The organism is Candidatus Desulfofervidus auxilii, assembly GCA_030262725.1.
Classification (GTDB): Bacteria; Desulfobacterota; Desulfofervidia; order Desulfofervidales; family Desulfofervidaceae; genus JAJSZS01.
The window spans coordinates 57,985-81,146 of record JAJSZS010000005.1; the positions used below are offsets into that span (position 1 = coordinate 57,985).

Annotated in this window: 24 protein-coding genes and 2 tRNA genes; 16 read left to right on the forward strand and 10 right to left on the reverse strand. The window is 30.4% G+C overall.

Annotated elements, in window-relative coordinates; translation table 11 throughout:
- Positions 1 to 29: 29 nt before the first annotated feature.
- The 4 genes from LWW95_04170 to LWW95_04185 are packed head-to-tail and all read left to right on the forward strand — an operon-like array spanning position 30 to position 3,978.
- The gene (locus LWW95_04170; GenBank protein MDL1956236.1) at positions 30 to 1,667 is read left to right on the forward strand and encodes an ATP-binding protein; all 1,638 of its coding nucleotides are present in this window, start codon (positions 30 to 32) and stop codon (positions 1,665 to 1,667) included.
- On the forward strand, positions 1,636 to 2,844 hold the full coding sequence (locus LWW95_04175) for an HDOD domain-containing protein (GenBank protein MDL1956237.1): 1,209 nt from the start codon (positions 1,636 to 1,638) through the stop codon (positions 2,842 to 2,844). Before LWW95_04170 ends, LWW95_04175 begins: the two co-directional genes overlap by 32 nt.
- Positions 2,828 to 3,352, forward strand: a complete 525-nt coding sequence (locus LWW95_04180) for a response regulator (GenBank protein MDL1956238.1) — start codon at positions 2,828 to 2,830, stop codon at positions 3,350 to 3,352. Before LWW95_04175 ends, LWW95_04180 begins: the two co-directional genes overlap by 17 nt.
- Positions 3,349 to 3,978, forward strand: coding sequence for a response regulator (locus tag LWW95_04185; GenBank protein ID MDL1956239.1), 630 nt, complete (start codon positions 3,349 to 3,351; stop codon positions 3,976 to 3,978). The genes LWW95_04180 and LWW95_04185 overlap by 4 nt, the downstream gene beginning before the upstream one ends.
- On the opposite strand, the gene LWW95_04190 is transcribed toward LWW95_04185, so the two are convergent.
- Positions 3,941 to 5,074, reverse strand: coding sequence for a cysteine desulfurase (locus LWW95_04190; GenBank protein ID MDL1956240.1), 1,134 nt, complete (start codon positions 5,072 to 5,074; stop codon positions 3,941 to 3,943). The two genes, LWW95_04185 and LWW95_04190, sit on opposite strands and share 38 nt — an antisense overlap.
- A gap of 77 nt (positions 5,075 to 5,151) precedes the next feature.
- Here LWW95_04190 and LWW95_04195 point away from each other — a divergent pair, with 77 nt between their 5' ends.
- From LWW95_04195 to LWW95_04210, 4 genes are all read left to right on the forward strand, one after another.
- Entirely contained in the window at positions 5,152 to 5,331 is a 180-nt protein-coding gene (locus tag LWW95_04195; protein MDL1956241.1) for a hypothetical protein, read from the forward strand.
- A 73-nt stretch (positions 5,332 to 5,404) separates the two neighbouring features.
- Positions 5,405 to 8,110 carry a PD-(D/E)XK nuclease family protein gene (locus tag LWW95_04200; GenBank protein MDL1956242.1) on the forward strand — a complete coding sequence of 902 codons (2,706 nt, stop codon included), beginning with the start codon at positions 5,405 to 5,407 and terminating at the stop codon, positions 8,108 to 8,110.
- 2 nt (positions 8,111 to 8,112) lie between these two features.
- On the forward strand, positions 8,113 to 11,130 hold the full coding sequence (locus LWW95_04205) for a UvrD-helicase domain-containing protein (GenBank protein ID MDL1956243.1): 3,018 nt from the start codon (positions 8,113 to 8,115) through the stop codon (positions 11,128 to 11,130).
- A gap of 40 nt (positions 11,131 to 11,170) precedes the next feature.
- Positions 11,171 to 11,258: transfer RNA gene (locus LWW95_04210), tRNA-Leu, on the forward strand.
- A 1-nt stretch (position 11,259) separates the two neighbouring features.
- Here LWW95_04210 and LWW95_04215 read toward each other — a convergent pair.
- Genes LWW95_04215 through LWW95_04225 form a run of 3 tightly spaced genes read right to left on the reverse strand, consistent with a single transcriptional unit; the run spans position 11,260 to position 12,909 of the window.
- Positions 11,260 to 11,892, reverse strand: a complete 633-nt coding sequence (locus LWW95_04215) for an energy transducer TonB (protein MDL1956244.1) — start codon at positions 11,890 to 11,892, stop codon at positions 11,260 to 11,262.
- Positions 11,885 to 12,295 carry a biopolymer transporter ExbD gene (locus tag LWW95_04220; protein MDL1956245.1) on the reverse strand — a complete coding sequence of 137 codons (411 nt, stop codon included), beginning with the start codon at positions 12,293 to 12,295 and terminating at the stop codon, positions 11,885 to 11,887. The genes LWW95_04215 and LWW95_04220 overlap by 8 nt, the downstream gene beginning before the upstream one ends.
- Entirely contained in the window at positions 12,292 to 12,909 is a 618-nt protein-coding gene (locus tag LWW95_04225; protein ID MDL1956246.1) for a MotA/TolQ/ExbB proton channel family protein, read from the reverse strand. The genes LWW95_04220 and LWW95_04225 overlap by 4 nt, the downstream gene beginning before the upstream one ends.
- A 117-nt stretch (positions 12,910 to 13,026) precedes the next feature.
- On the opposite strand from LWW95_04225, the gene LWW95_04230 reads away from it, so the two are divergent.
- Positions 13,027 to 13,656 (forward strand): class I SAM-dependent methyltransferase, encoded by a 630-nt coding sequence (locus tag LWW95_04230; protein MDL1956247.1) that lies wholly within the window; start codon positions 13,027 to 13,029, stop codon positions 13,654 to 13,656.
- Positions 13,656 to 14,489: a 3'-5' exoribonuclease gene (locus tag LWW95_04235; protein ID MDL1956248.1), complete on the forward strand. Its 834-nt coding sequence runs from the start codon at positions 13,656 to 13,658 to the stop codon at positions 14,487 to 14,489. The genes LWW95_04230 and LWW95_04235 overlap by 1 nt, the downstream gene beginning before the upstream one ends.
- A gap of 171 nt (positions 14,490 to 14,660) precedes the next feature.
- On the opposite strand, the gene LWW95_04240 is transcribed toward LWW95_04235, so the two are convergent.
- The 5 genes from LWW95_04240 to LWW95_04260 form a co-directional block, all read right to left on the reverse strand.
- A complete protein-coding gene (locus LWW95_04240; GenBank protein ID MDL1956249.1) occupies positions 14,661 to 15,125 on the reverse strand; it encodes a hypothetical protein in 465 nt (154 codons plus the stop codon).
- 2 nt (positions 15,126 to 15,127) lie between these two features.
- Complete coding sequence (locus LWW95_04245; GenBank protein ID MDL1956250.1) at positions 15,128 to 16,093, reverse strand: AAA family ATPase; 966 nt, start codon at positions 16,091 to 16,093, stop codon at positions 15,128 to 15,130.
- A gap of 17 nt (positions 16,094 to 16,110) precedes the next feature.
- Positions 16,111 to 16,284 (reverse strand): hypothetical protein, encoded by a 174-nt coding sequence (locus LWW95_04250; protein ID MDL1956251.1) that lies wholly within the window; start codon positions 16,282 to 16,284, stop codon positions 16,111 to 16,113.
- A 109-nt stretch (positions 16,285 to 16,393) separates the two neighbouring features.
- Positions 16,394 to 16,690: a nucleotidyltransferase family protein gene (locus LWW95_04255; protein MDL1956252.1), complete on the reverse strand. Its 297-nt coding sequence runs from the start codon at positions 16,688 to 16,690 to the stop codon at positions 16,394 to 16,396.
- Between the two features lie 371 nt (positions 16,691 to 17,061).
- A tRNA-Phe gene (locus tag LWW95_04260) sits at positions 17,062 to 17,137 on the reverse strand.
- 62 nt (positions 17,138 to 17,199) lie between these two features.
- On the opposite strand from LWW95_04260, the gene LWW95_04265 reads away from it, so the two are divergent.
- Complete coding sequence (locus tag LWW95_04265) at positions 17,200 to 17,625, forward strand: YkgJ family cysteine cluster protein (GenBank protein ID MDL1956253.1); 426 nt, start codon at positions 17,200 to 17,202, stop codon at positions 17,623 to 17,625.
- Positions 17,626 to 18,876, forward strand: a complete 1,251-nt coding sequence (locus LWW95_04270) for a BPL-N domain-containing protein (protein ID MDL1956254.1) — start codon at positions 17,626 to 17,628, stop codon at positions 18,874 to 18,876.
- Here the strand turns inward: LWW95_04270 and mnmE are convergent.
- Positions 18,851 to 20,230, reverse strand: a complete 1,380-nt coding sequence (gene mnmE, locus LWW95_04275) for a tRNA uridine-5-carboxymethylaminomethyl(34) synthesis GTPase MnmE (protein ID MDL1956255.1) — start codon at positions 20,228 to 20,230, stop codon at positions 18,851 to 18,853. The two genes, LWW95_04270 and mnmE, sit on opposite strands and share 26 nt — an antisense overlap.
- A 92-nt stretch (positions 20,231 to 20,322) precedes the next feature.
- Here mnmE and LWW95_04280 point away from each other — a divergent pair, with 92 nt between their 5' ends.
- The 4 genes from LWW95_04280 to LWW95_04295 are packed head-to-tail and all read left to right on the forward strand — an operon-like array spanning position 20,323 to position 23,014.
- Positions 20,323 to 21,186, forward strand: coding sequence for a KaiC domain-containing protein (locus LWW95_04280; protein MDL1956256.1), 864 nt, complete (start codon positions 20,323 to 20,325; stop codon positions 21,184 to 21,186).
- Between the two features lie 2 nt (positions 21,187 to 21,188).
- On the forward strand, positions 21,189 to 21,806 hold the full coding sequence (locus LWW95_04285) for a bacterio-opsin activator (GenBank protein MDL1956257.1): 618 nt from the start codon (positions 21,189 to 21,191) through the stop codon (positions 21,804 to 21,806).
- Entirely contained in the window at positions 21,799 to 22,335 is a 537-nt protein-coding gene (locus tag LWW95_04290; protein MDL1956258.1) for an archaemetzincin family Zn-dependent metalloprotease, read from the forward strand. Before LWW95_04285 ends, LWW95_04290 begins: the two co-directional genes overlap by 8 nt.
- On the forward strand, positions 22,316 to 23,014 hold the full coding sequence (locus LWW95_04295) for an RNA 2'-phosphotransferase (GenBank protein MDL1956259.1): 699 nt from the start codon (positions 22,316 to 22,318) through the stop codon (positions 23,012 to 23,014). The genes LWW95_04290 and LWW95_04295 overlap by 20 nt, the downstream gene beginning before the upstream one ends.
- Positions 23,015 to 23,162: the final 148 nt, after the last annotated feature.

The following is a 23,162-nucleotide window of genomic DNA, read 5'->3' on the forward strand; positions in this document are numbered from 1 at the left end:
ATGCCGAAAGATAAACAAAGGAAATGGTTATGACAAATGATGAGCAATTGAAATACAAAGTTTTATTTATTGAAGATGATAATATCTGTCAAATATGTTTTAAGCAATTTGTTAAAACTAAAAAATTGCCATATGACTATATCATAGCAGGATCTGTTTCAGAAGCTAAGAAAATTTTAAATTCTGAGAGATTTGATGTTGTGATTATGGATTACTTACTTAATGATGGTACAGCATTTGATATTTTTGATTTAATAACGGATACACCAATCATTTTTGTTACTGGAGCTGGTGATGAAGAAGTTGCAGTTAAAGCTATGAAAAAAGGTGCATATGATTACCTAATAAAAGATCCAGACAGAAATTATCTTAAAATGCTTCCTACAGTTGTGGAAAATGCAATTAAACACAAAAAAGCAGAGCAACGTTCCAGAATTTTATCCCATGCTATTATGTGTATCAATGATAGTGTTTATATCACTGATATGGATGATAAAATTATTTTTGTTAATAAAGCATTTTGTAAAACTTATGGATATAAAGAAAAGGAAATTCTTTCACAACATAGTCGTATTCTTTGGAAGGAGGAATCCGCAAGTAATAATTTAAAAAATATTTCAGCCAAGGAGTTTTGGCATAAAATGAAGGATGGTACTGAATTTCTTGTTTCCCTTTCCCGATCAGTAATTAAAGATGAAAATGGAAATGAAGTTGCTATTGTTGGAGTAACTCGTGATATCACTAAACTTAAAAAAACAGAAGAGGAATTGAGGGCAACAGTAGAGGAGCTAAAAAATACTCAATCATTTTTAGTGCAACAAGGTAAGCTTATGGCTATTGGTCAATTAGCTGCAGGTATTGCTCATGAGATGAATAATCCTTTGGGATTTGTTGCAAGCAATTTTAGAACTTTAAGGGAATATATAGCAGACATAAAGGAGTTATTAATTGCCTATCAGGGTTTAAGGGAGCGTTTGGAGAGGGGGGAGGGGGTTAATGGTGAGATAGGGCATATAAAGGCAATTGAAGAGAAGGTGGATATTGAATTTATTTTAGAAGATATAGAGTCTCTTTTTAAGGATACAATGGATGGTATTGATAGACTTACTGGCATTATTAAAAGTTTAAGGGATTTTTCAAGGATTGATCAATTAGAAGATTATACAGAATATGATATAAATGAAGGGATAAAAAGTACATTAGTTATTACCAAGAATGAATACAAATACTATGCTGAAGTAAAGACAGAATTAGGTGATATTCCTCCTATTTATTGTCATCCAAATAAAATTAATGAAGTTTTTTTAAATCTTATTGTGAATGCTGCTCAGGCGATTGCTGGACAGAATAGGGAGGAAAAAGGGACAATTTTCATAAAGACTTTTAAAGAGGGTGAATTTGTTTATATTCAGATTAGTGATGATGGTCCTGGTATTCCTGATGAAATAAAGGATAAAATATTTGATCCATTTTTTACTACTAAGCCACCAGGGAAAGGGACGGGATTAGGATTAAGTATTTGCTATGATATTGTTGTTAATAAACATAAAGGGCAGATTTGGGTGGAAAGTGAAGTTGGTAAGGGAACTACTTTTACTGTGAAATTACCAATAAAACCTGATTTAGATAAAGAAAATGGAAAGAAAAAAAATTCTTTTCGTAGATGATGAACCCCAAGTTATTCATGCCTTAAAAAGGGATTTTCGAAAATCCCCTTATCAGACTTTTTTTGCCTTAAGTGGCAAAGAAGGGTTAGAAATCTTAGAAAAAGAGGAAATAGACTTGGTAGTAGCTGATATGAAGATGCCTGAAATGGATGGCTATGAATTTCTGCGTCAAGTAAAAATAAAATACCCAGAAATAATTTGTATTATCTTAAGTGGTTATACAGAGAGTGAAGCTGTTTATCAAGCTTTAGTTAATGGGACTGCTCGGGCTTACCTCTGTAAACCCTGGGAGAGAGAAACTCTACAGAATTACATTGACCAGCTTTTTTCCATAAAGAAATCTTTGGAAGACAAACAACTTTTACAGGTTGTTAATTCTGTTTCTTACTTACCTACATTAGGCAAACATTATCAAAGAATACTAAACCTTATTGCTGCTGGCGAGGATTTAGGAAAGATTGCTGAGGTAATAGAAGAGGATCCTGCTTTGACTATTGATGTATTAAAAGTAGCAAATTCTGCTTTTTATGGTCAGAGGATGCCTATTGCTTCTGTAAAAAGGGCAGTGGTATTACTTGGATTAAATGTTATAAAAGATATTGTCCTTTCCCTTGGTATTCTTAATAGTTTTAAAAAATTTGGGAAAGTCCGTATAGAAATTGAAAAATTTTGGGAACATGCAAACTTATGTAATAAAATGATTGGTTTTCTTTATGATACTTTTTTTAATCAAAAATTGCCTGAAGAATTTTCTGCTGTAGGATTATTACATGATATTGGTAAATTATTTATTTTAGCATATTTTCCAGAAAAGTTTTTTCAGATAATAAAAGAGATAAAAAAATATCCTGAAATGAGTCTCAAAATAGAAAAAGAAATTATTGGTGTCCCTCATACATTACTAGGTGGTTATTTGCTTAACTGGTGGAATTTACCATATCCTATTATAGAAGTAGCTATTTTTCATCATGAACCAAATGCTCCAGGTATTACTAATAAAGAAATCAATGCCCTTGTTCATATTGCTGATTTTTATTCTTATAAAATCCTTAATGTCGAACCTTATTGCTATTTAATCCCAGAAGCATTTGATATTCTTGAAATAAAAAAAGAAGAAATTGAAGAAAAAATAGAAGAATTCTCAAATGAAGGGAAGATAAATGCAGCGGCTCCATAATATCCTTGTGGTAGATGATGAAGTGTCTATTCTTACTGCCATAAAAAGGTTATTTAAATCATTTCCTTTAATTAATTGTTTTACTACCACAAGTCCAAAAGAAGCCCTTAAAATAATGGCAAATAAAGAAATAGATCTTATTGTTACTGATCAACGTATGCCTGAAATGACAGGTATAGAACTATTGCGGGAAGTTACGGCAAAATATCCTGATGTAATAAAGATTATACTTACAGCTTATTCAGATATTGATGTAATCCTTAAAGCTATTAACGAAATTGGTATTTATAAATTTATTTTAAAACCCTGGGATAATCAAGACTTACGTTTAACTATAATAAGAGCATTAGAGTGGAAAGAAACATTAGAAGAAAATAAGTCATTGCAACAAGAATTAAAAAAAAGACAAGCTATCCTTTCCTATTGGGAACATAAATATCCTGGTATTAGCAAAGTACAGATTGATGAGGATGGTGAAGTTTATGTGGAGCTGGAGATGGAAGAATGAGTGCTACAGTTTTGTTTGTTGATGATGAAGTAAGAATTTTAGCAGCTATTAAGAGAATGTTGAGGCAAGAAAATTACAAAAAGATATTTGTTTCTAGAGCTATAGAAGCCTTAGAGATTATAGAAAAAGAACCAGTGCAGGTTCTAGTTACAGATTTAAGAATGCCAGAAATGGATGGTTTGGCTCTTATTAGGAAAGTAAAAGAAAAAAAGCCTGAAATTGTATGTATTATTTTAACAGCTTATTCTCAAGTGCCTACTTTATTAGCTGCTATAAACCAGGGAGATGTTTTTCGCTATCTTACAAAGCCTTGGAATTCTGAAGAAGATTTCAAAAAAGTAATTCAAGAGGCTATTGCATGTTATGAACAACAAGAAGAGCAAAAAAATTTAATTAAAAGGCTTACATTACAAACAAGGGCTATGCGTAATACTTTGGAAAGATATGAAAAAAGATTAAAAAATTATCATCAGCAACATAAAATTATCTTGCATCACTTTACTACTTATATTGAACCAGCTTTTAAAAAATTGATTTCTGAAAAAAATCTTAAAGAATATACAGAGATCAAACAACAATTTGAGGAATTTAAACGTCTTTTAACATCGCAGGAATTTTCTCAATAAATAAATTTAAAGCCATTTCTATTTCTTCTTCAGTAGTAAAATAACCTAAACTAAAACGTATTGCTCCTTTCCCTATCTCTGGTGGAACTCCCATTGCCTTTAAAACATGAGACATCTTAATCTCTTGACTATGACATGCAGCTCCTGGTGAAGCACATATTTCAGGTATAAAATTCAATAAATCTTGAGCAGTCAATCCTTTAAAAGAAATATAAAGAGTATTTGGTAAACAATATTTAGGATTACCATGACGTATTACATCAAAATGAGCTTTAAGCCCTTCCCAAAGTTTATCTCTCAATTTAGCTATTTTTAAAATTTCTTTATTCTTCAATTTCTCTTTCAATAAACTACAGGCCTTACCTAAACCAACGCAAAAAGCGACATTTTCTGTACCTGCTCGACGTCCATTTTCTTGACCTGCTCCATGTATAAGTGGAGAAAAGGGGATGCCTTTTCTCACATACAATGCCCCAATGCCCTTTGGGGCATAAAGCTTATGTCCAGCAATAGTAAGTAAATCAACATTTAGAATATTGACATCTACCTCAATTTTTCCCAAACTTTGAGCCGCATCTGTATGAAATAAAATGTCATATTCTTTAGCTATCTTCCCAATTTCTTCTATAGGTTGAATAATTCCAGTTTCATTGTTAGCATGCATAACAGAAATCAAAACAGTATCCTTTCTAATTGCTTTTTTTAAAGTTTCTGGCTCGATTATTCCTTCAGGTGTAGGTAGGATAAATGTTATTTCAAATCCTAATTCTTGCATAAATTGAGCAGGTTTTAAAACAGAAGGATGTTCTATAGCAGTTGTAATAACATGATTTCCTTTTTCTTTTAATGCCCATAAAATTCCCTTAAACACAGTATTATTGGCTTCTGTCCCTCCGCTCATAAAAACAATTTCTTCTGGTTTTGCATTAATAAGATTTGCTACTTCTTCTCGTGCATGTTCTAAGGCTATTTTTGCTTCCTTGCCTAAAGGGTAAAGACAAGATGGATTACCAAAATTTTCTTTCAAAAAAGGCTCTATTTCCTCTTTTACTTCAGGGGCAATAGGGGTAGTAGCGTTATAATCAAGGTAAATCATATTTAAGTTTATACTCTTCTAAGCTATCTTGACAAGAAAAAATTTCACAGTTTATAAGTATCAAAAAGGAGGTTAAGATGCCAGAACTTTCTAAGATTTTTGATAATAAAAAGTATATGTGGGATGGTGAGATTTATGATACAGAAGAGGCTGCCAAAAGTACTGCTCAAAAATATGAACAAGATGGATTTGAGATAAAAATTGTTGAAGAGAATGGAAAATATTTAATTTATAATCGTCGTGAGATAAAAACTTAATTGTCTTTTCCTACTTTTTAAGATTGATTTTTAAAGCTAAGTGCTTATAATGAGTTTTTAGCAAGGAGTTTAAATGTCTTCTTCTGTTTTTGTTGTTTCTTTTAAAACTGATATTTTAAAAACAGTAGGAAAACATCTTTTAGAAAATTGGACATCTTTAGAAAATATTGCTCTTATTTTTCCAACAAAACGTAATAAATTTTATTTTCAACAATATTTACAAGAATTAACAGGAAAAGAGGCTTTTCATTTACCTTATCTTTATGAAGTAAGTGAATTTATAAATGAAGCTACTTTAGTCCCCTATGAAGGAATTTTGCTTAATCGCTGGCAGAGAAATTTACTTTTAAAAGAGGCAATCTTAAAAACAAAACAAGATTTATCTCCACTTTTTGGAAAACAACTTGAAAATTTAAAAGAAGATTTTTTTGGTTTTTTAAGTGTAGGAGATAGACTTTTACGGTTTTATGAAGAGATATTTAGAGAAAAAGTAAGTTTTTCTGATTTAAAAAAAGAAGCACTTTATACGGATTATGAAACACACATAAACATTCTTGAAAATATTTGGTTAACTTATGAAAAACTTTTGAAAGATAATAGACTTATTGATCCACTTTTAAAAGAAATTGCTCTTTTACTTGATGAGGAGTTTTTAAAAAGCTTTAAAGCTATTTATTTGGTTGGGCCTGTTATTATGACTCGTATTGAAACAGAATTTTTTAAACACTTATCAAAAATTGTTCCCTTAATTATATTTTTTCAAACAGAAGATAGACTTTTTTCTCATCAAGAAACAATTTTAAAACGTCTAGAGGTACAAAATGATGACATTTGTTGGTTAAAAGGAAATGATTTTTTATTTCCTACACCACCTGTAATTAAAGCATTTCCAAATGCTACTTCTCAAATCGGTTTTATTTTAAAATCAATAGAGGAATCTTTTTCTTTTACTAAACCACACAAAATTGCAATTGTGTTGCCAGATGATGCCTTTAAATATGTACTTTTAAGCTATATCCATGAAAAAAACCTTAATCTTACAATGGGGCTTGATGTAAAACATACTTTAACTTATAGGTTTTTACATCAATTTTATGAGCTTTTTAAAAGTGAGACTGAATATGGTTATTATTATCGCCCTTTTTTACAACTTTTGACTCATCCATTTTTAAAACAATTTCTAAGAAAAGAATGTAATAAGTGGCAAGAAAAGGTTTTTAGCGAAAATTTAATCTATATCAAAGATAATAAAAAGGATGCTCTTTTTGCTTTTTTGGAAGAGATAAAGTATTCTTTAAGAGCTGAAGATTTAATAAAATTTTCTAAAAAACTAATTGATCTTTTAGAAAAATGGCAGAAAGAAGAATCATTAAAATCATTTTTTTCTCATCATTACGAAATTATTGGTGTTAATAAAATTTTAGAAGCTCTTTTAGAAATCACCACTTTAGAAAACCTTTCTCTCAATTTAGGTAAGGCAGAATTTTTAAAGTGTTTTCAATTTTTGCTTGAACATCTTTCTTCTCTCACTTATCCCTTACCAGGAGGAATAATGGGAAAGGTTCAAGTAATGGAAATGTTAGAAACAAGAAATTTAAGATTTGATGTAGTGATTATGCCAGATATGAATGAAGGAATTTTCCCTGTAAGTAGTGAAAAAGATATGTTTTTAAATACTGCAATAAGGCAAAAAGTTGGATTGCCTACTTATAAGGAAAGAGAAAAACTTTATCGTTATTATTTTATGCGTTTATTAAAAGGTGCAAAACGATGTTACTTTAGCTATGTAGATTCACCCCAAAGAGGAATAAGAAGCAGATTTTTGGAAGAATTGCTTTTTCAACAATGGCAAAAAGACAAAGAAATTGAAAAGAGTGTTAAAAATTATGCTTATTATATTGTTTCTTCTCCAAAAACTTCTATTTTACAAAGTTCTTTTTTAAAAAAAGATATATCAAATAAATTAAATAAATTTAAATTTAGCCCTTCTGCCTTACTTTGTTATCAGGTTTGCCCTTACAAATTTTATCTACGTTATATTTTGGAAATCGAACCTTTACCAAAAGTAATGGAAAGAATCACTGCTAAGGATAAAGGATTAGTGTTTCATAAAGCCTTAAAGGAACTTTATAAGGAGAAAATTTGGGAAAAAGGAGAAGAAATATTTTTACAAAAATTAAAAGAAAAACTCCTTTATCACTTTAATAATCTACCTCAAGTCAAACATCAACTTGCAGCAAGACTTGAAGTAGAGGCTATTTTAGAAAGACTTTGGGGATTTGTAAAAGAAGAATTTGAGACATTTAAAAATGGTTGGCGTCCAGATACAAAACTAATAGAAAAAGAAATAGAGATTACATTAGAGTTTTGCGATTTAAAAGTATGTTTGAAAGGCATTCCAGATAGAGTAGATAGAAGAGAAAATGAGTTTAGAATTATTGATTATAAAACAGGTAATATGTTTTCAAAAAAAGAATGTGAAATATCAGAAAATTTTAGAGGAATACAACTTCCTTTTTATCTTTTTATTTTGCACAAAAAATATGGACTTTCTTATGAAGATTGTGAGAATTTATGTTTTTATGATCTAAAAAATTTTAGGCTTGAGCAAAAGGTCTATCAAAAATTTCTTTTTAACCGCAATGCTTATATGAAACAATTTGAGGAATGGTTAAAAGAAAGAATAAGAGAAATCTTTAATCCAGAAAATCCTTGGTCAAAACAGATAGGAAAAGATTGCAATTATTGTGATTACAAAGATATTTGTGAATGGGAATAAGTATGCTTAGTCTTTATGATCCCAAATATCATATTGCTTTAGAAGCAAGCGCAGGCACAGGCAAAACTTATAATCTTACTTTGCGCCTTTTAAATATTCTTTTAAAGCAGATTTTACCTGATATGCCTCTTTTACCAGAGAGAATACAAGAAGTTGTTGCTCTCACTTTTACAAATAAAGCAGCAGATGAAATGAAAGAAAGGCTGTTTGAATGGCTTAAAGTAGCAATGGAAGCAGAAAAACATCTCAATGATGAAAAATATGCGCTTCTTTTTGCACTTGAGCCAGACTTAAAACTACTTAAAGAAAAAGCAAAAAAACTTTATTTCTTGCTTTTAGAACACTTTTCTTTACTTGAAATCTCAACAATTGATAGCTTTATGCATAGTATTATCAAACTTTTTCCTTTTGAACTTGGTTTAAGGCTTGATGTAGAAATTATAGAAGAAGCAAAAGAAAGGCTGATTTTTGATGAAGCTTTAGATAGAGTTTTGATAGAAATTTTAAATAAGCCTGATTTAAAAGAAGGTCTTTTAGAACTCTATAGACAAGAAGTTATTTCTTATGGTCTAAGAAGATGGCTTGCTAAAACATTTAGAAGTTTTATGGCTTGTCAAAGTCAATTAGAAGATTTTAAAGGTTTTGAAGAAAATATTAATGCTTTTAATTTAAAAGAATTAGAAGTCAAAGCAAAAGAAGCAGTCAAAGAATTTATTAATACTATTAAACCTTATGTAAAGCATAAGACAGGTAAAAAAACAATGGAAGAAATGGAAAATTTTAGGTCTTTAAAAGAAATTATATCAAATTCTCTTTTTACTAAAACTTTATTAAATGAACATAATCATTTTAAAAATCTCCCTTCTTTTTGTGAAGATGCCTTTATCCGAGCTAAATCATGTCTTAAAGAATATGTTTTAAAAACTAATTATTATCAAGCAAAATTGCTTTTTGAGCTTTATAAGAAATTTTATAAACATTATACGGAAATCAAAAATCAAGAAAATGTTATTACTTTTTTTGACCTTTCACTTCTTTGTTATAAGCTTTTGGTAAAAGAGAATTTTTTTGAAGATAAAAGAGATTTTTTTTATTATCGTTTGGATAGAAAAATAAAACATTTGCTTTTAGATGAGTTTCAGGATACAAGTGTCATTCAGTGGCAGGTGTTTGAACCAATAGCAAATGAACTTGTTGCTGGTATTGGAACAAAACAATTACCTGGTAGTTTCTTTTATGTGGGTGATAAAAAACAAGCAATTTATAGATTTAGGGGTGGAGAAGCAAAACTTTTTGATTATGTAAAAGAGAGATTTAAAGGTTATATCAAAGAAGAAACCTTACCCATAAATTATCGCAGTGCAGGTGGCTTAGTAAAATTTGTGAATAAAATAGGAGAATATTTGCAAAAAGAATATGATTTTCCTTTTTCTTTTCAGAAAGCAAAAAGAAATGATGCACCATATTACATTTACTTTTCCCTCATTCCACCAGATGAAGAGGAATTAATACTTGGTAAAGAGGTTTTAGAAAAGATTAAAATGCTACATAAAGCAGGATTCTCCTATAAAGACATTGCTATTTTAGTACGTAGAAGGGAACAGGCAGAGAAAATTTTGCCTGTATTAAAAGAAGCAGATATTCCTATACAAGAGGAAACAGAAGTATTGCTTCTTAAAGCAAAGTCTGTAAAGGCAGTGGTTTCTCTTTTATATTATCTAAATAATCCAAAAGATAAATTAAATCTTATGCATTTTTTAAAAAGCATTAAAAAAGATCTAAAAGATAAAAAAATAGAAAAAATCAAAAAAGAAGTTGATCTTATTCCTTTACCTACACTTTTGGAAAAAATTTACAATGAATTTAATCTTTTCTCAATTTATAATGATAAACTTAATCTTTTACAGCTTATGGAAGTAGCCTATCAGTTTGAGAAAAACTATCCAAGATCTTTAAAAGCTTTTTTGGATTATTTAGAGGAAAATAAAGAAAGTCTTTTACAAGCAAAGGAATCTTTAGATGAAGCTGTACAGATTATGACTGTCCATAAAGCAAAAGGGCTTGAATTTGAGGCAGTAATTCTTTCTGAAACCACATATGATTGTAAAAAAATAGAAGAAGTACTTATATTTTTGCAGGATGAGAATTTTTCTCTAAAAAACATTTATATACGTCCTAAAAGTAGTGAAGCAGAAATTTGTGATGAATTAAAAAAGGCGCTAGAATATGCTAAAAAAAGGCAGCTTCAGGATGAATTAAATCTCCTTTATGTTGCTTTAACGAGAGCAAAAACAGCCTTATATATTCTTGCTCAGCCACAAAAAAGAAATAATGTATTATCTATACCATCTCATTGTTGGGCAAATTTTATTGGTTATGCTTTAGGAATAGATGTAAAAAACATTTTAAAGGAAAATCATTTACCTTTTTGTCTTTATGAAGAAGGAAAAATTCCCTTTTATGAAAAAAGAAAGACTCCCTCAGTTTCAAAATTTTCATTTTCTTATGAATTTTTAAAAAAACCTTTAAATACAGAAAAAGAAAAAATTCCTGAAATAATTTCTCCTAAAAAAGAACAAAAATTTGGAGAGGCATTTCATTATGTAATGTCTTGTTTAAAAACAAAAAGAGATGATTTAAAGAAGGCTATTTTAAAGGCAAAGGCAAATTTTGGACTTTATCTTACTCAAAAAGAATGGGAAGATATAAAAGAAAGGGCAAAAAGAGTTTTAAATCATCCTTTTTTAAAACCTTTCTTTGAATCAAACATAAAAATTCTTAATGAAGCCCCTTTTTTATGGCAGAAAGAAACCCTTAAAGCCTATCGTGCTGATAGAATTGTGTTTTTGGAAGAAAAAATTGTAATTATAGACTATAAAACCAGTTTTTTAGAAGAAGCTGTTTATAAAGAACAAATGAATGAATACAAAGCTCTTTTGAAAAAGATTTATGCTGAAAAAGAAATAGAAGGTTATTTGGTATATGTGCTAAAGGAGAAGGTTGAGGTAAAACAAATATAAGACTTGACGTAAAAAAATAATTCAGATAAAAAATAAATAGGCCGAAGTGGTGGAATTGGCAGACACGCTGTCTTGAGGGGGCAGTGGGCGGTAAGCCCGTGCGGGTTCGAGTCCCGCCTTCGGCACCATTTAATTTAGATAAAAACAAATAGGTATTCTTAAAGTAATAATTTTTTTATTTAATTCTGGTGGAAATGCAGGAAAAGGAGCAGCTCTTTTGATTGTTTTTATAGCTGCTTTGTCTAAAAGAGAATAACCTGATGATTCTTCTATATTGATCTCTTTAAGCTGACCATCTCTTTTTAAAGAAAATACTACAATTACCTTTCCTTCAATCCCATGCCGTCTTGCCCAAAAAGGGTATTCTTTGTGTTTTTCAATCTTCAGGTAAACACTGTTTAAATAGGCTATAAGAAGTTTTTTTTCTAAAGTGTTTGCTTTGGCATTCTTAACTAAAGTTTTAGATGATGCTTTTGATGTTTTGAGCGATTGAGGTTTTGCCTTTTGAGGAGACATTTCCAATTTTATCTTTTTCAAGGGTTTAGATTCAGGTTTAGGCTTTGACTTAAATTTAATTTTAGGTTTTGATACCTTCCTTACCTCAGCTTGAGATTTTTTTTGGGAAGATGATGGTAAAAATTTTAAATCTACTTCAATAGGTATATCTAATTTATACTGAGGTAAAGCAAAGGGAATACTTTTTAATAACAATAAGTGCAAAGCAATTGAAAAGATTAGACATAAACCTAATAGTCTATTCATCTATTTCCTTTTCTGTAGCAATAAAGACCTTTCTTATTCCTGCCAATTTTGCTCGATCCATAACCTTGATTACCCATTCTACTGGTGTTGCTTTATCAGCCTTAATGACAACTGTAGTTTTTTGTTCCTGTTTAACCTTTTCGCAAAAAAAATGATAAATACTTGCCAAGTCCATAGGAATCTGATTTATAAATATCTTTCCATTTGCATTAATAACTAGTGTAATTTCACTAACTTCATTTTGCAAAACAGCGCTTTTAGCTGCTGGTAGATTAATAGGTATACCCTCATTACGTAAAAAATTAGCAGTGAGGAGAAAGAAGATAAGTAAAAGAAGAACCATGTCAATAAGGGGAGTGAGATTAAGACTTGGTTTAATAGTTTTTCTTTTAAAAGAAATCATTTTAAAAATCCATGTTTTTCAAGTAAATTTAAAATTTCATTCAAACAATCTTCAAGTTGAGAGGCATAATCATTTGCCTGACTTATAAAATAATCATAACATATAAGAGTAGGAATAGCGACGCTTAAGCCAAAGGCTGTGGTAAGCATAGCTTCCCAAATACCTCCAGCCAACATAGCTGCACTTACTTTATTACCCATAGACTGTACAACCATAAAAGCCTTAATCATGCCAATAACCGTGCCTAATAGACCTAAAAGAGGAGAAATATTGGCAATGGTTGCCAGTATTGAAAGTCTTGCTTCTGCTTTTCTAACTTCCTTTTGACCAAGATGGGCTAATACCTTTTCTATCACATTGCGGCGAGGATTATTAGCTAAAGAATTGCCTAATTCTTTTATTAGAGGATGTGATGCTAAAGAGGCTTCTTTTTGAGCTGCTTCTAATTTCTGTTGGGCAATTAATGTTTTTATAGAAATCAGTTTTTCAATTGGCCCATGTTTTTTTAAATAAAAAAGGTAAAAAGCCCTTTCCATAATTATCGCTAGAGCTACAATAGAACATAAAAGAATGGGATACATTAAAAGACCACCTTTAACAAAAAGCGTAAACATAAACACTCCTTAATACTTTTTTCCTTTTCTTATCATAAATGAAAATCTTTTGTAAGAATCAGAGCCTTTAATTACCTCTTGACGCCTTTAAAATTACTTTATATTTTTGAAATAGTTATGCGTAAATATCGGCGTAAATATTATGATATTTTTTCTCATTTTTATGACTTTGTCATTCGACTTCATTCTCAAGATAAAAGTTTAATGTTACGCCATTATTTTGCTAAAAGGATCAAGCCAAAGCCAGCAAATAAAGTACTTGATCTCTGTACTGGTACAGGTGCTTTAGCAATTGTTTTATCAGAATATGTTTCAGATGGTATGGTGGTAGGTTTGGATTTTTCTTTTGGTATGCTTAAGAAGGCAAAAGAAAAAATAGAAAAATTAAAAAAGAAAAATATCTATCTTGTAGTAGCAGATGCTGGAGCGCTTCCTTTCAAATCAGATATATTTGATATAATTACTTGTTCTCATGCTATGTATGAGCTTACTGGTAGCACTAGACGTTCAGCTCTTCAGGAAATAAAAAGATGTTTAAAACAAGGTGGTCGTTTTGGCATGATGGAACATGAAGAGCCTAAAAATCCATTTATTAAATTTCTTTATCATCTGCGTTTGCTTTCTATGGGTAAAGAAGGAAGGGAGATAGTTCGTAAGGAGTTAGATGAGTTAAGAGGTATTTTTGTGAATGTAATAAAAGAAGTTACTCCCACGGGTAGGACAAAGTTTATTTGTGGTGAAAAATAATGGCTTCTTTAGCGCAAATTCCTTTTGTAATATTTGATACAGAAACAACAGGGCTTTCTCTTACTGCGCGCATTATTGAAATTGGGGCGGTTAAAGTTTATCGGGGTAAAATAATAAAAGAATTTTGCTCTCTAGCCAATCCTGGATGTCCTATTCCACCAAGAGCTACAGAAATACATGGTATTACTGATGAGATGGTTGCTGATGCCCCTTCTATTCCTTTTGTCTTAAAAAATTTTTCAAATTTTGTAGAAGAATCTATTCTTGTTGCTCACAATGCAGTATTTGACTTACGTATGTTAGCTATTCATTTGGAAAGAGAGAAACTTCCTTTATTACCTAATCCTACTATTGATACCCATCAACTTCTGCGTAAATATTTTCCCAATTTAGGAAAATATAATTTACCCTATCTTATCAATTATTGGCAAAGTCCTTATCAAGGCTATCATCGTGCTTTGCCTGATGCTCGACATACAGCCTTTATTTTCTTTAGGATGTTAGAAAAACAAGGATTAACTCTTCGAAATTCTTTAGAAGAATTTTGGCATTGGGCTGGAGAACCTCTTTATGTAAAAAAATTTCTTCCTTCTTTTGACAAATGCGATTTAACAGATCCCAGAATAAGATTAATTTTTGATGCTATTAGCAAAGAAAAAGATTTAGAAATTATTTATACTAATGGTCGTCTTGCCTTTAAGTCACGGTTAGTTCGTCCTATTTTATGTTTTCGTTCAGGAAAACACCATTATATGGAAGCATTTTGCTATAATGACTTAGTGATAAAAACTTTCCGCGTAGATAGGATTTTAAAAATTTGGATTTCTAGATGATTGATTTTTAATGGCTTTTTATAGATAAAAATTGCCAATCCAAAGAACACTTCAGGGTTTGGTATTCACTTTCTTTAAATATCTCCCATAGTCAGCAAATACATCTATGGTAACCTGCTTTCTAATATATCCCTATGTGGGATAGCTATGGTAGAAAAGGGTTTCATGTTTTCATTTCCCCTTAATTAATTTTCTCAAAGTTTTTACCATTTTGCTTTTTTCTTTTAAATCTTCTATTAGTCTTTCAAATTTATCAATCCTTATGTTTATAATTTTATGTAATTTCTCTGCGTCATTTGGTAAGCCATATTTTTTAATATCAATTTTTGCTTCCTTTGTTGCCCTTAATATCCATTCTTCCAACCTCGGGCATAAAACAAAGAGATAATTATTATTAGAATTATCATACAATACCTTAATTCCATGTGCTGAGAAATTTTCTTCTACTTTCATTTTTTCTACATACTTGGGTTGAGAACTTATAGGGTCTTCATCCACTAATCCCTTGCTATTTTGATTCTTTTTTAATTTTTTACAAACATTACCCTTACCTCCTTCATGAATAATTTCTCTTTTTGAAATATTTGTAATAGATTTCACGAGAACAAAATCTGGATCACACTCAACGTAAATCATTTTTACAGAAATCTTCCAATATTGAAGAAAATATCTATTTCCATATCCATAATTTCTTTTATATCCTCTTCACTTAAATTTTTAACCTTTGTTTGATAATCTTCAAAATAGGTGATGAAAATTCTTACATCATCCTTTGGCGCCTTTTCTAAAATAGAAAGTAATAGATAAGGATTATGGGTTGAAATAAAATATTGATTGCTCTTATCTAAGGCGATTCTTTCAGCAAGAAATTTTGTATAGTAAGGAAACGCATGAGCTTCTGGTTCTTCAAACACAATTATTGAGTTTTTATTTGTTTCAATGGCAAGCAAATGAAAGACAACTCTTTGTAAAGTATCAGAAACTAATGAATATGGGTAAGATATTATTATATCTTCAATTTCTTTTTGTACTTCTATTTTATTTTCTTGTGGTTTAAGTACAATTCTCAAGCCATATTCTTCAAATATATCTTTTACAAATTTTCTTAGTTCTTTACGTGCTATAAGAAGAGCTAAAAGATTATCACCAGATGGAGGAAGTAGAAAATCAAATTCCCTTCTTAGGAACCTTTCCTTTATAGCAAATCTATAAAATTTAAAATGTAATTTTTTAAAATTAGTAGTATAATGTAAAATGTTTATTTTTTTACCTTCGTAATCACATTCTAAAGAGGAAAAAGGAGTCTTACAGTAAAATATTTCTCTATCAAAAACAAAATTGATTTGTAAAATTTCGTTATCTGGTTTTATTTTTATATTTCTCTCTAAGTCTTCATCATAAAATAGATTGCTCATGTTTTCAAATCTAACAAAATCTTTAAGTTCAGTATAATTTACATACTGTCCAAAGGATAAAATCCCTAATGTTTCTAAAATATTAGACTTTCCAGTATTTGGTTTCCCTATGAAGATATTTATCTTTTTACATTCTAATTTTAAGTGCTTTATTGATTTAAAATTATCAATCTCCAGAATTTTTATCATTTAAGCAACCTCATATTTTAGTTTTTAATCCTTTGTTTAATTTCATTCATTATCCTTTCTTTTCTAGAAAGAAAACCATCCAAAAGCTTTTTCTCTTTGCTCTCAAGGGGAAGGGTTTCAGAAATAGCTTGGGCTACACGATAGAATGTATCCTTATAACCAAAACCAGAATCTTTTAAAATTTGCTTCATCTCCTTTCTTTTACCTTTGCTTTTTCCCAATTACCTACTCTCACTGGGTTAGCTACTATCTCTTTCCATGGAATATCAGGATATAAATAAAGTCCTATATCTCTTTTGCTCATAGATAAATCGTTTCTTTAAAAATCTGCTCTTTAATTTCTTTTCTTACAGTATCATAAGGAACAACATCAACCCTTTTAATTCCAAGTTTTTCTTCAAGGAAAATAGCAAGGCCTACAAATTCAAAAAGTGTTGCACCCTTATAAAATTTCACAAACACATCAAGGTCACTTTTTTCCTTTTGTTCGCCTCTTACATAAGAACCAAAAATTCCAATGATTTCTGCCTTGTATCTTTCTTTTATTTCATCCTGAAGATTTATTAAAATTTCCTTTATTTCCTCAAGTGTTTTCATTTCTCACCAATTTCAAATTTAACTTTTTCATTATTAACAAATGGTCTTAAGGCAATCTTTTTATTCCATTCTTCTGCATAACTTGAAGAGGCTAAAGTCTTCTTGCCCACCAGATATACACTCAGTCTCCCCACCATTCAAGAATTTTTTTGAAGTTCTAAAGAGGTATATTTATCTTTATATTCTTTTAATCCTCCTGCCCAGTCTAATTTCAATTTCTTTCCAGTCTTTAAATCTGGGGGTAATTTTTTATTTTTTCCTCTATTGCTTCCATAAATTACCTCCTCGCATTTTATATCATGAGATTTTCAAAATTGTAAAGAAAATCTTGAATAAATTTGGAAGGACTTTAAGAGAAATAATCAATGATATGGTGCCGGGGCCCAGAATCGAACTGGGGACACACGGATTTTCAGTCCGTTGCTCTACCGACTGAGCTACCCCGGCTTAAATTTAGCTTATAAAAAGCCTATTTATTTGTCAAGGGTAATATGTTAAAAATCAAAAATATGAAAAAGGCGTTTTCATGTCAGATGTGTGGTGAGTGTTGTAAAGGTAGAGGTGGTATTTGGGTAACAATTGATGAAATTAAAGCTATAGCTGACTTTTTGAATATGGATGAAAAGACTTTTATTAAAAATTATTGTGAGATGAGATATGGACACTATTATATTAAAGAAAAAGAAGAAAATGGTGAAATGGTTTGTATTTTTTTAGTTGATAAAAGTTGTGCTATTCATTCTTGTAAACCTCTTCCTTGTCGTCTTTGGCCATATTGGCGAAGGATTTTAAGTAGTGAATTGGATTGGCGAATAGTAATGGAGTTTTGTCCAGGCATAAATAGGGAAGTAAGTTTTGCTGATTTTGTTAAAGAAGGAGAAGCCTATAGAAAGAAGATTTTACAAGGAAAAGAGGATGAAAGAAGGCATCTTTAAATGATTGCCCTTTTTTGGGATGGAAGTTATTTTTTTGGACTTTTTGCTTTTTGGCAGTTAAAAAAACTTAATATTCCTTTTTCTTTAGTTACTGCTAAAGAGGTTAAAACTGGTGAATTAAGAAAATACAGACTTTTATTAGTACCTGGCGGTTGGACAGGTCCTAAAAATGAAGCCCTTGGAGAAGAAGGGCGAGAGGAAATAAAAAGATTTGTTAGAGAAGGAGGAAATTATATAGGTATTTGTGGAGGGGCAGGTTTAGGTTTAAGTGAGTCAGATGGTTTATGTTTATTACCTGTTAAAAGAAAAAAATTTAGAGAATTAGCCAATTTTTTTGGAAAAATTAGGCTTAAACAAATTCCTCATCCTTTATGGAGAGGTATTTCTGCTAAAGCATGTTTTAATGTTTGGTGGCCTGGTCTTTTTGAGATAATTGAAAAGGATAATTTAAAAATTTTAGCATTTTATAATGATATTTCTTCTGATTTTTATGTTACTGACTTAAATATCAATGATATCAAAACATATAACAATTTGGGGAAATGGGAAAATTATTATCAAATAAAGATAGATCCAAAATGTCTTAAAGGTGAGCCAGCTATTTTAGAAGGAAAATATGGTGAAGGAAATGTTATATTGAGTTATCCTCATTTAGATACTCCAAATAATCATTGGGAAGCTTTGGCTTTTTTAAACCTTTATAATTTATTTTTTAAAAAACCTTTTTTTGTTAAATGTATTCCATTGCCAAATTATGGTCAGACACCAAAATATGCTTTAAAAATTATTAAAAAATTAAAAATTGCTATTAAAGACTTAATTTCTTTTGGTCAAAGACAGTTTCTTTGGTATTGGGTTACTCCTTGGATGCTCAGATGGAGAAAAGGAGTAAGAGGATTTCATTATCTTACTCTTTATCTTCTTATAAAAGAAATAGAAAGATTGATGAAAAAATTATCTTGTCCAATTCCATCTGATGAGATTATTTATTCTTTAGAAAAAACTTTAAAAATTTGTATCCCATTTTTAGAAAAGGCAAAATATTTGCTTTTAAAAGAACGTTATTTACTTGGAAAACAACCTTTAAATCTTATCTCTGTTGATGATGAAGAAATAGCCGATTTGAGAAAAGAACTTTTTGGACATACCCCTGCCTATGGAGGAGAATTAAAAAGAATTTTGCAATTGATTGATAATATTCTTGTTCCTTATTTAAAAGCAGAAATCATTTCCCAATACAAAACTGACTAAATATTATATCTAATATATCTTCAGGTGTTGTTTCACCAATGATTTCACCTAAAGCATCTAATGTTTCTTGCACATCTACACTTACAAAAACAGGTGGCAATCCCTTAATAATTGCATCTTTTACCCTTTTTCCTGCTTTTAAAGCCCTCTCTAAAGCTTGCTTATGCCTTAAAGTAGGAACAAATTCTGGCACGGCTGCTGTATCTCCAATTAATTGATGATAAATAGCTTCTTCAAGCTTTTCTATTCCCTTTCCATAAAGTGCAGAAATGGAAATAACAGGGAGATTAAATTCTTTTTTAATTTTTTCTTCATCTATTTTTGGAGGAAGGTCAGACTTATTAAGGACAAGAATTATTTTTTTTCCTTTAATTTCCTCATAAATTTCTCTATCATCTTCTTCTAAAGGGCAACTTCTATCTATTACCCAAAGGACAATATCTGATTCAATAATCTTTTCCTTTGCCCTTTTCACACCAATAGTTTCAACAACATCTACTGTTTTTCTTAGACCGGCAGTATCAGCAATCTTTACAGCAATTCCTTTAATATTTAAAATTTCTTCAATTACATCTCGAGTAGTACCAGGAATAGGTGTAACAATTGCTCTTTCTTCTTTTAAAAGACAATTTAAAAGAGAAGACTTCCCTACATTTGGTTTTCCAACAATAGCAAGTATTGCTCCTTCTCTTAATATTCGACTTTCACTATAACATTTAAGTAAATGTTCAATAGGTTTTAAAACTTCATTTTCAATCCGAGGTAACCAAACTTCAGATGGAACAATCTCTACATCCTCTTCTGGAAAATCAATAGCTACCTCTAAATGTGCTTTAAATTCTTTAAGACAATCCCTTATTTTTTTAATTTTCTCCCCTAAATAACCTTGAAGCTGGCGAGTAGCTATTTGTAACTCCTTTTCTGTACGAGCAGAAATTATATCTAATACTGCTTCTGCTTGAGTTAAATCTAAACGTCCATTTAAAAATGCCCTTTTTGTAAATTCACCTGGTTCTGCTAATCTAGCTCCTGCCTTTAAGGTTAATTCAAGTATTTTTTTTAAAATCAAAGGCCCACCATGTGCATGAATTTCAAGTACGTCTTCTCCAGTATAGCTATGTGGGGCTCGCATTAATACAATTAATACTTCATCTACCATTTGCTTTGTTTCAGGATGGATGATTTCTCCATAATAAAAATGGTGTGATTTAAATTCCTTAATAGGTCTTTTGGGGCGGAATAATTTTTTTAAAATTGTTTCTGCTAAAGGGCCACTAACACGTACTATACCTACTCCTCCTATTCCAGGAGGCGTAGCAATAGCAGAGATTGTATCTTTATTATTTTGAAACATAAATTTTTTGCATTATATCATTATTTAAATTTAAATCAAAATTTTTATTTTCTATTGCCTTTTATAAAATTTAGACTTATTCTTACTATAGAATGAAAGAAGAAAGAGAAATTATAGAAGAGGCTGTTAGTCCTTTAAAAGAAGCTGGAGCAAAGGCTCCTGAATTAAAAGGTATACCTACAGGAATAAAAGGTTTAGATGAATTATTTTTTACTACTAAAATGACAAAAAAAGGGGTAAAGAAAGTTCCATTAGGAGGCATTCCTCAATATGCAGTTATGAACCTAACAGGTATCTCTGATACAGGCAAAAGTTTAATAGTAGAACAGTTTGCTATAACTCAAGCTAAATTGGATATACCTACAGCCTTTATTACTGTAGAGACACCAGCTGCCTTTTTAGCAGCAGCTTTAAAAAATAGAGCACAAGCAATGAACATTGATTATAATACTATAGAAAATAACATTATTATTATTGATGCTGCTTCCTATCGTAGCTTAAGAGAAGAATTGCCTACTCTTTTAGATACTTTAGCTTATGCCATTAAACAATATCATATAAAAGCTACAGTTATAGATTCAGTAACAGGATTATTTGAAGCAAAGGAAATGATGGCTAGGTCTATTGTAAGGAGTCTATTTAATTTTATGAAAAAGTGGTATCAGACTGCCCTTTTTGTTTCACAAAAACGTTCAGGACATGAAGAACTTACAGCAGAAGCAGCAGGAGGTTATGCTGTCTCTCATATTGTTGATGGCGCAATGGTGCTTTCTAAAAAGATAATTAATAGTAGTTATGATGAGAGGCTTTATAAAAAGCCTATTGGTGAAATTGTTCGACTTTTTAGAATAGATGGCTGTCGCATGTGTGGGCATGATACAGATACTCATATAATGGAAATAACAGAAACAGGTTTAGTAAAAATTGGTCCTAGTTTAAAAGCATTAAGGGGGTAATTATGCCTGTCATTACTCCACAAGAAATTAAGACTCAGGATATAGATGCTTTAGCAGTAAGAGTATTTTTAAAATCTTTAGAGATGATTGGTGGCCCACGCAAACTTATACTTTATCGAAACCTTACTTGGATTCCAAGCCTTTTAGAGGCAGCTTATAGTGTTGTTTTATCCAATGAATATTTGAAAACAGAGAGTGAGATTGCTGAATTTTTAGGTTTAACTCGCCAGACTGTAAGAAATATTTTGAGGGCAGATCCAGAATTGGTTATGAAAAAACTTGAAGGAGAATTAAAAGAAAAGGATCTTAAGGCACATACTGCTGGAGGATTGGCAAAGTTAGCTTATCAAGAGATTAAGGAAGGTAGAGATCATTTAACTATTTTTGCTGATTTAGTAATCCAAAGCTCAGAGGCATTAGGTATTACTTGGCCTATAGAGGTATTGAGACGTCTTAAAGGGATTGACTTTCCTGTAACAAAGGATGTACTTTTGAAAAAACTTGAAGGAATAAAAATTCAAGACAAATCAATGGAAGAACTTCTTGAAAAATTAAATTATCCTATAAAAAGCCCAGCTCATTTACTTAAAGAAATAAGAATAAATTTAGAAAATGCCTAAAAAAATTGTTCTTATTCCTTTTAATAGTATTTCTTTAGAAATTTTAATTTTTTTAAAAAATAATTTAGAAAAAATTTTTAATCTACCTGTAGAAGAAAAAAATCCTATTTCAATACCTAAAGCCTATGACTCTCATCGTAAACAATATCTTTCTTCACCTTTTATTCAGGTTTTATTAAAAGAAAAAAAGGATAATGAATTTATTTTGGGAATTGTAGAAGCAGATTTGTATGCTCCAGGTCTTAACTTTATCTTTGGTGAAGCAGCTATTTTAGCAGGAGTAGCAGTGATTGCTTTAGCAAGATTGCACACTTCTTTTTATGGTCTTCCAGAGGATAAAAATATTTTTAAAGAACGCGTATTAAAAGAAGCTGTCCATGAATTAGGACATCTTTTTGGTCTCCCTCATTGTTCAAATCCTTATTGTGTGATGCATTTCTCTAATAGTATAATTGATACTGATAAAAAATCTGCTTATTTTTGTAATTCTTGCTATAAAAAGATAAAAGATGAAACAAAAAAATTATGAACGTACCCTGGAAAGAATTGCTAAATTAATGAAATATATTCTTGCCCATCGGCCAGATGAATTTGGTTTAATATTAGATGAACAAGGTTTTGTTTTTTTAAAAGATTTAATTCAGGCTATAAATGAAGAAAAAGATTGGTCATTTGTTCGTATCTCTCATATTATGGATATTGTTAATTTCTTTGAAAGGAAAGAATTTGAGATAAAAGATAATAAAATTAGAGCCATTAATCCACAATATGCACTTTTCCCTGAAAATAATCCACCAAAAATTCTTTATGCAGCAATACGTCGTAAGACATATCCACATATTTTAGAACATGGTTTTATTCCAACAAAATATCCTTTTTTTCCTCTTTCTGTAAATAAAGAGCTTGCTATGCGTGTTGGAAAACGTAGAGATCAAAAGCCTGTTCTTGTTGAAGTTCGAGCAAATAAAGCAGCAAAAGAAGGTATAATATTTTATTGCCTTAATGAGTTCCTTTATTTAGTTAAGGAATTGCCATCAAAATATATTATTGGGCCACCTCTTGAAAAGGTTTCAATAAAAGCTAAAAAAACAATGCCTTCAATACCTATATCTACTCAACCTTTAATTCTTACACCCGAAATGTTTCAATTAGAAAAAATTAAGCGGGCTAAACAATATGCTAGAAAAAAAGCAAGAAGAAAAAAATGATTTTCTTGTTTGCTGTATATGTGGAGGAAGGGCAGAGATTAAAGGTCGCTGAGCTAATGCTAAAGTGGTCTGCCGTGATTGCGGACTTGAACAATCAATAAAGGACTATAAGGAACAAATTGAAGCTATGAAAGAGAGATGGATATGT

Excerpts from the sequence above, each read along its gene's own strand:
- LWW95_04170 (MDL1956236.1), top strand. The coding sequence starts at position 30 with ATGACAAATGATGAGCAATTGAAATACAAAGTTTTATTTATTGAAGAT.
- LWW95_04175 (MDL1956237.1), top strand. The coding sequence starts at position 1,636 with ATGGAAAGAAAAAAAATTCTTTTCGTAGATGATGAACCCCAAGTTATT.
- LWW95_04180 (MDL1956238.1), top strand. The coding sequence starts at position 2,828 with ATGCAGCGGCTCCATAATATCCTTGTGGTAGATGATGAAGTGTCTATT.
- LWW95_04185 (MDL1956239.1), top strand. The coding sequence starts at position 3,349 with ATGAGTGCTACAGTTTTGTTTGTTGATGATGAAGTAAGAATTTTAGCA.
- LWW95_04190 (MDL1956240.1), bottom strand. The coding sequence starts at position 5,074 with ATGATTTACCTTGATTATAACGCTACTACCCCTATTGCCCCTGAAGTA.
- LWW95_04195 (MDL1956241.1), top strand. The coding sequence starts at position 5,152 with ATGCCAGAACTTTCTAAGATTTTTGATAATAAAAAGTATATGTGGGAT.
- LWW95_04200 (MDL1956242.1), top strand. The coding sequence starts at position 5,405 with ATGTCTTCTTCTGTTTTTGTTGTTTCTTTTAAAACTGATATTTTAAAA.
- LWW95_04205 (MDL1956243.1), top strand. The coding sequence starts at position 8,113 with ATGCTTAGTCTTTATGATCCCAAATATCATATTGCTTTAGAAGCAAGC.
- LWW95_04215 (MDL1956244.1), bottom strand. The coding sequence starts at position 11,892 with ATGAATAGACTATTAGGTTTATGTCTAATCTTTTCAATTGCTTTGCAC.
- LWW95_04220 (MDL1956245.1), bottom strand. The coding sequence starts at position 12,295 with ATGATTTCTTTTAAAAGAAAAACTATTAAACCAAGTCTTAATCTCACT.
- LWW95_04225 (MDL1956246.1), bottom strand. The coding sequence starts at position 12,909 with ATGTTTACGCTTTTTGTTAAAGGTGGTCTTTTAATGTATCCCATTCTT.
- LWW95_04230 (MDL1956247.1), top strand. The coding sequence starts at position 13,027 with ATGCGTAAATATCGGCGTAAATATTATGATATTTTTTCTCATTTTTAT.
- LWW95_04235 (MDL1956248.1), top strand. The coding sequence starts at position 13,656 with ATGGCTTCTTTAGCGCAAATTCCTTTTGTAATATTTGATACAGAAACA.
- LWW95_04240 (MDL1956249.1), bottom strand. The coding sequence starts at position 15,125 with ATGATTTACGTTGAGTGTGATCCAGATTTTGTTCTCGTGAAATCTATT.
- LWW95_04245 (MDL1956250.1), bottom strand. The coding sequence starts at position 16,093 with ATGATAAAAATTCTGGAGATTGATAATTTTAAATCAATAAAGCACTTA.
- LWW95_04250 (MDL1956251.1), bottom strand. The coding sequence starts at position 16,284 with ATGAAGCAAATTTTAAAAGATTCTGGTTTTGGTTATAAGGATACATTC.
- LWW95_04255 (MDL1956252.1), bottom strand. The coding sequence starts at position 16,690 with ATGAAAACACTTGAGGAAATAAAGGAAATTTTAATAAATCTTCAGGAT.
- LWW95_04265 (MDL1956253.1), top strand. The coding sequence starts at position 17,200 with ATGAAAAAGGCGTTTTCATGTCAGATGTGTGGTGAGTGTTGTAAAGGT.
- LWW95_04270 (MDL1956254.1), top strand. The coding sequence starts at position 17,626 with ATGATTGCCCTTTTTTGGGATGGAAGTTATTTTTTTGGACTTTTTGCT.
- mnmE (MDL1956255.1), bottom strand. The coding sequence starts at position 20,230 with ATGTTTCAAAATAATAAAGATACAATCTCTGCTATTGCTACGCCTCCT.
- LWW95_04280 (MDL1956256.1), top strand. The coding sequence starts at position 20,323 with ATGAAAGAAGAAAGAGAAATTATAGAAGAGGCTGTTAGTCCTTTAAAA.
- LWW95_04285 (MDL1956257.1), top strand. The coding sequence starts at position 21,189 with ATGCCTGTCATTACTCCACAAGAAATTAAGACTCAGGATATAGATGCT.
- LWW95_04290 (MDL1956258.1), top strand. The coding sequence starts at position 21,799 with ATGCCTAAAAAAATTGTTCTTATTCCTTTTAATAGTATTTCTTTAGAA.
- LWW95_04295 (MDL1956259.1), top strand. The coding sequence starts at position 22,316 with ATGAAACAAAAAAATTATGAACGTACCCTGGAAAGAATTGCTAAATTA.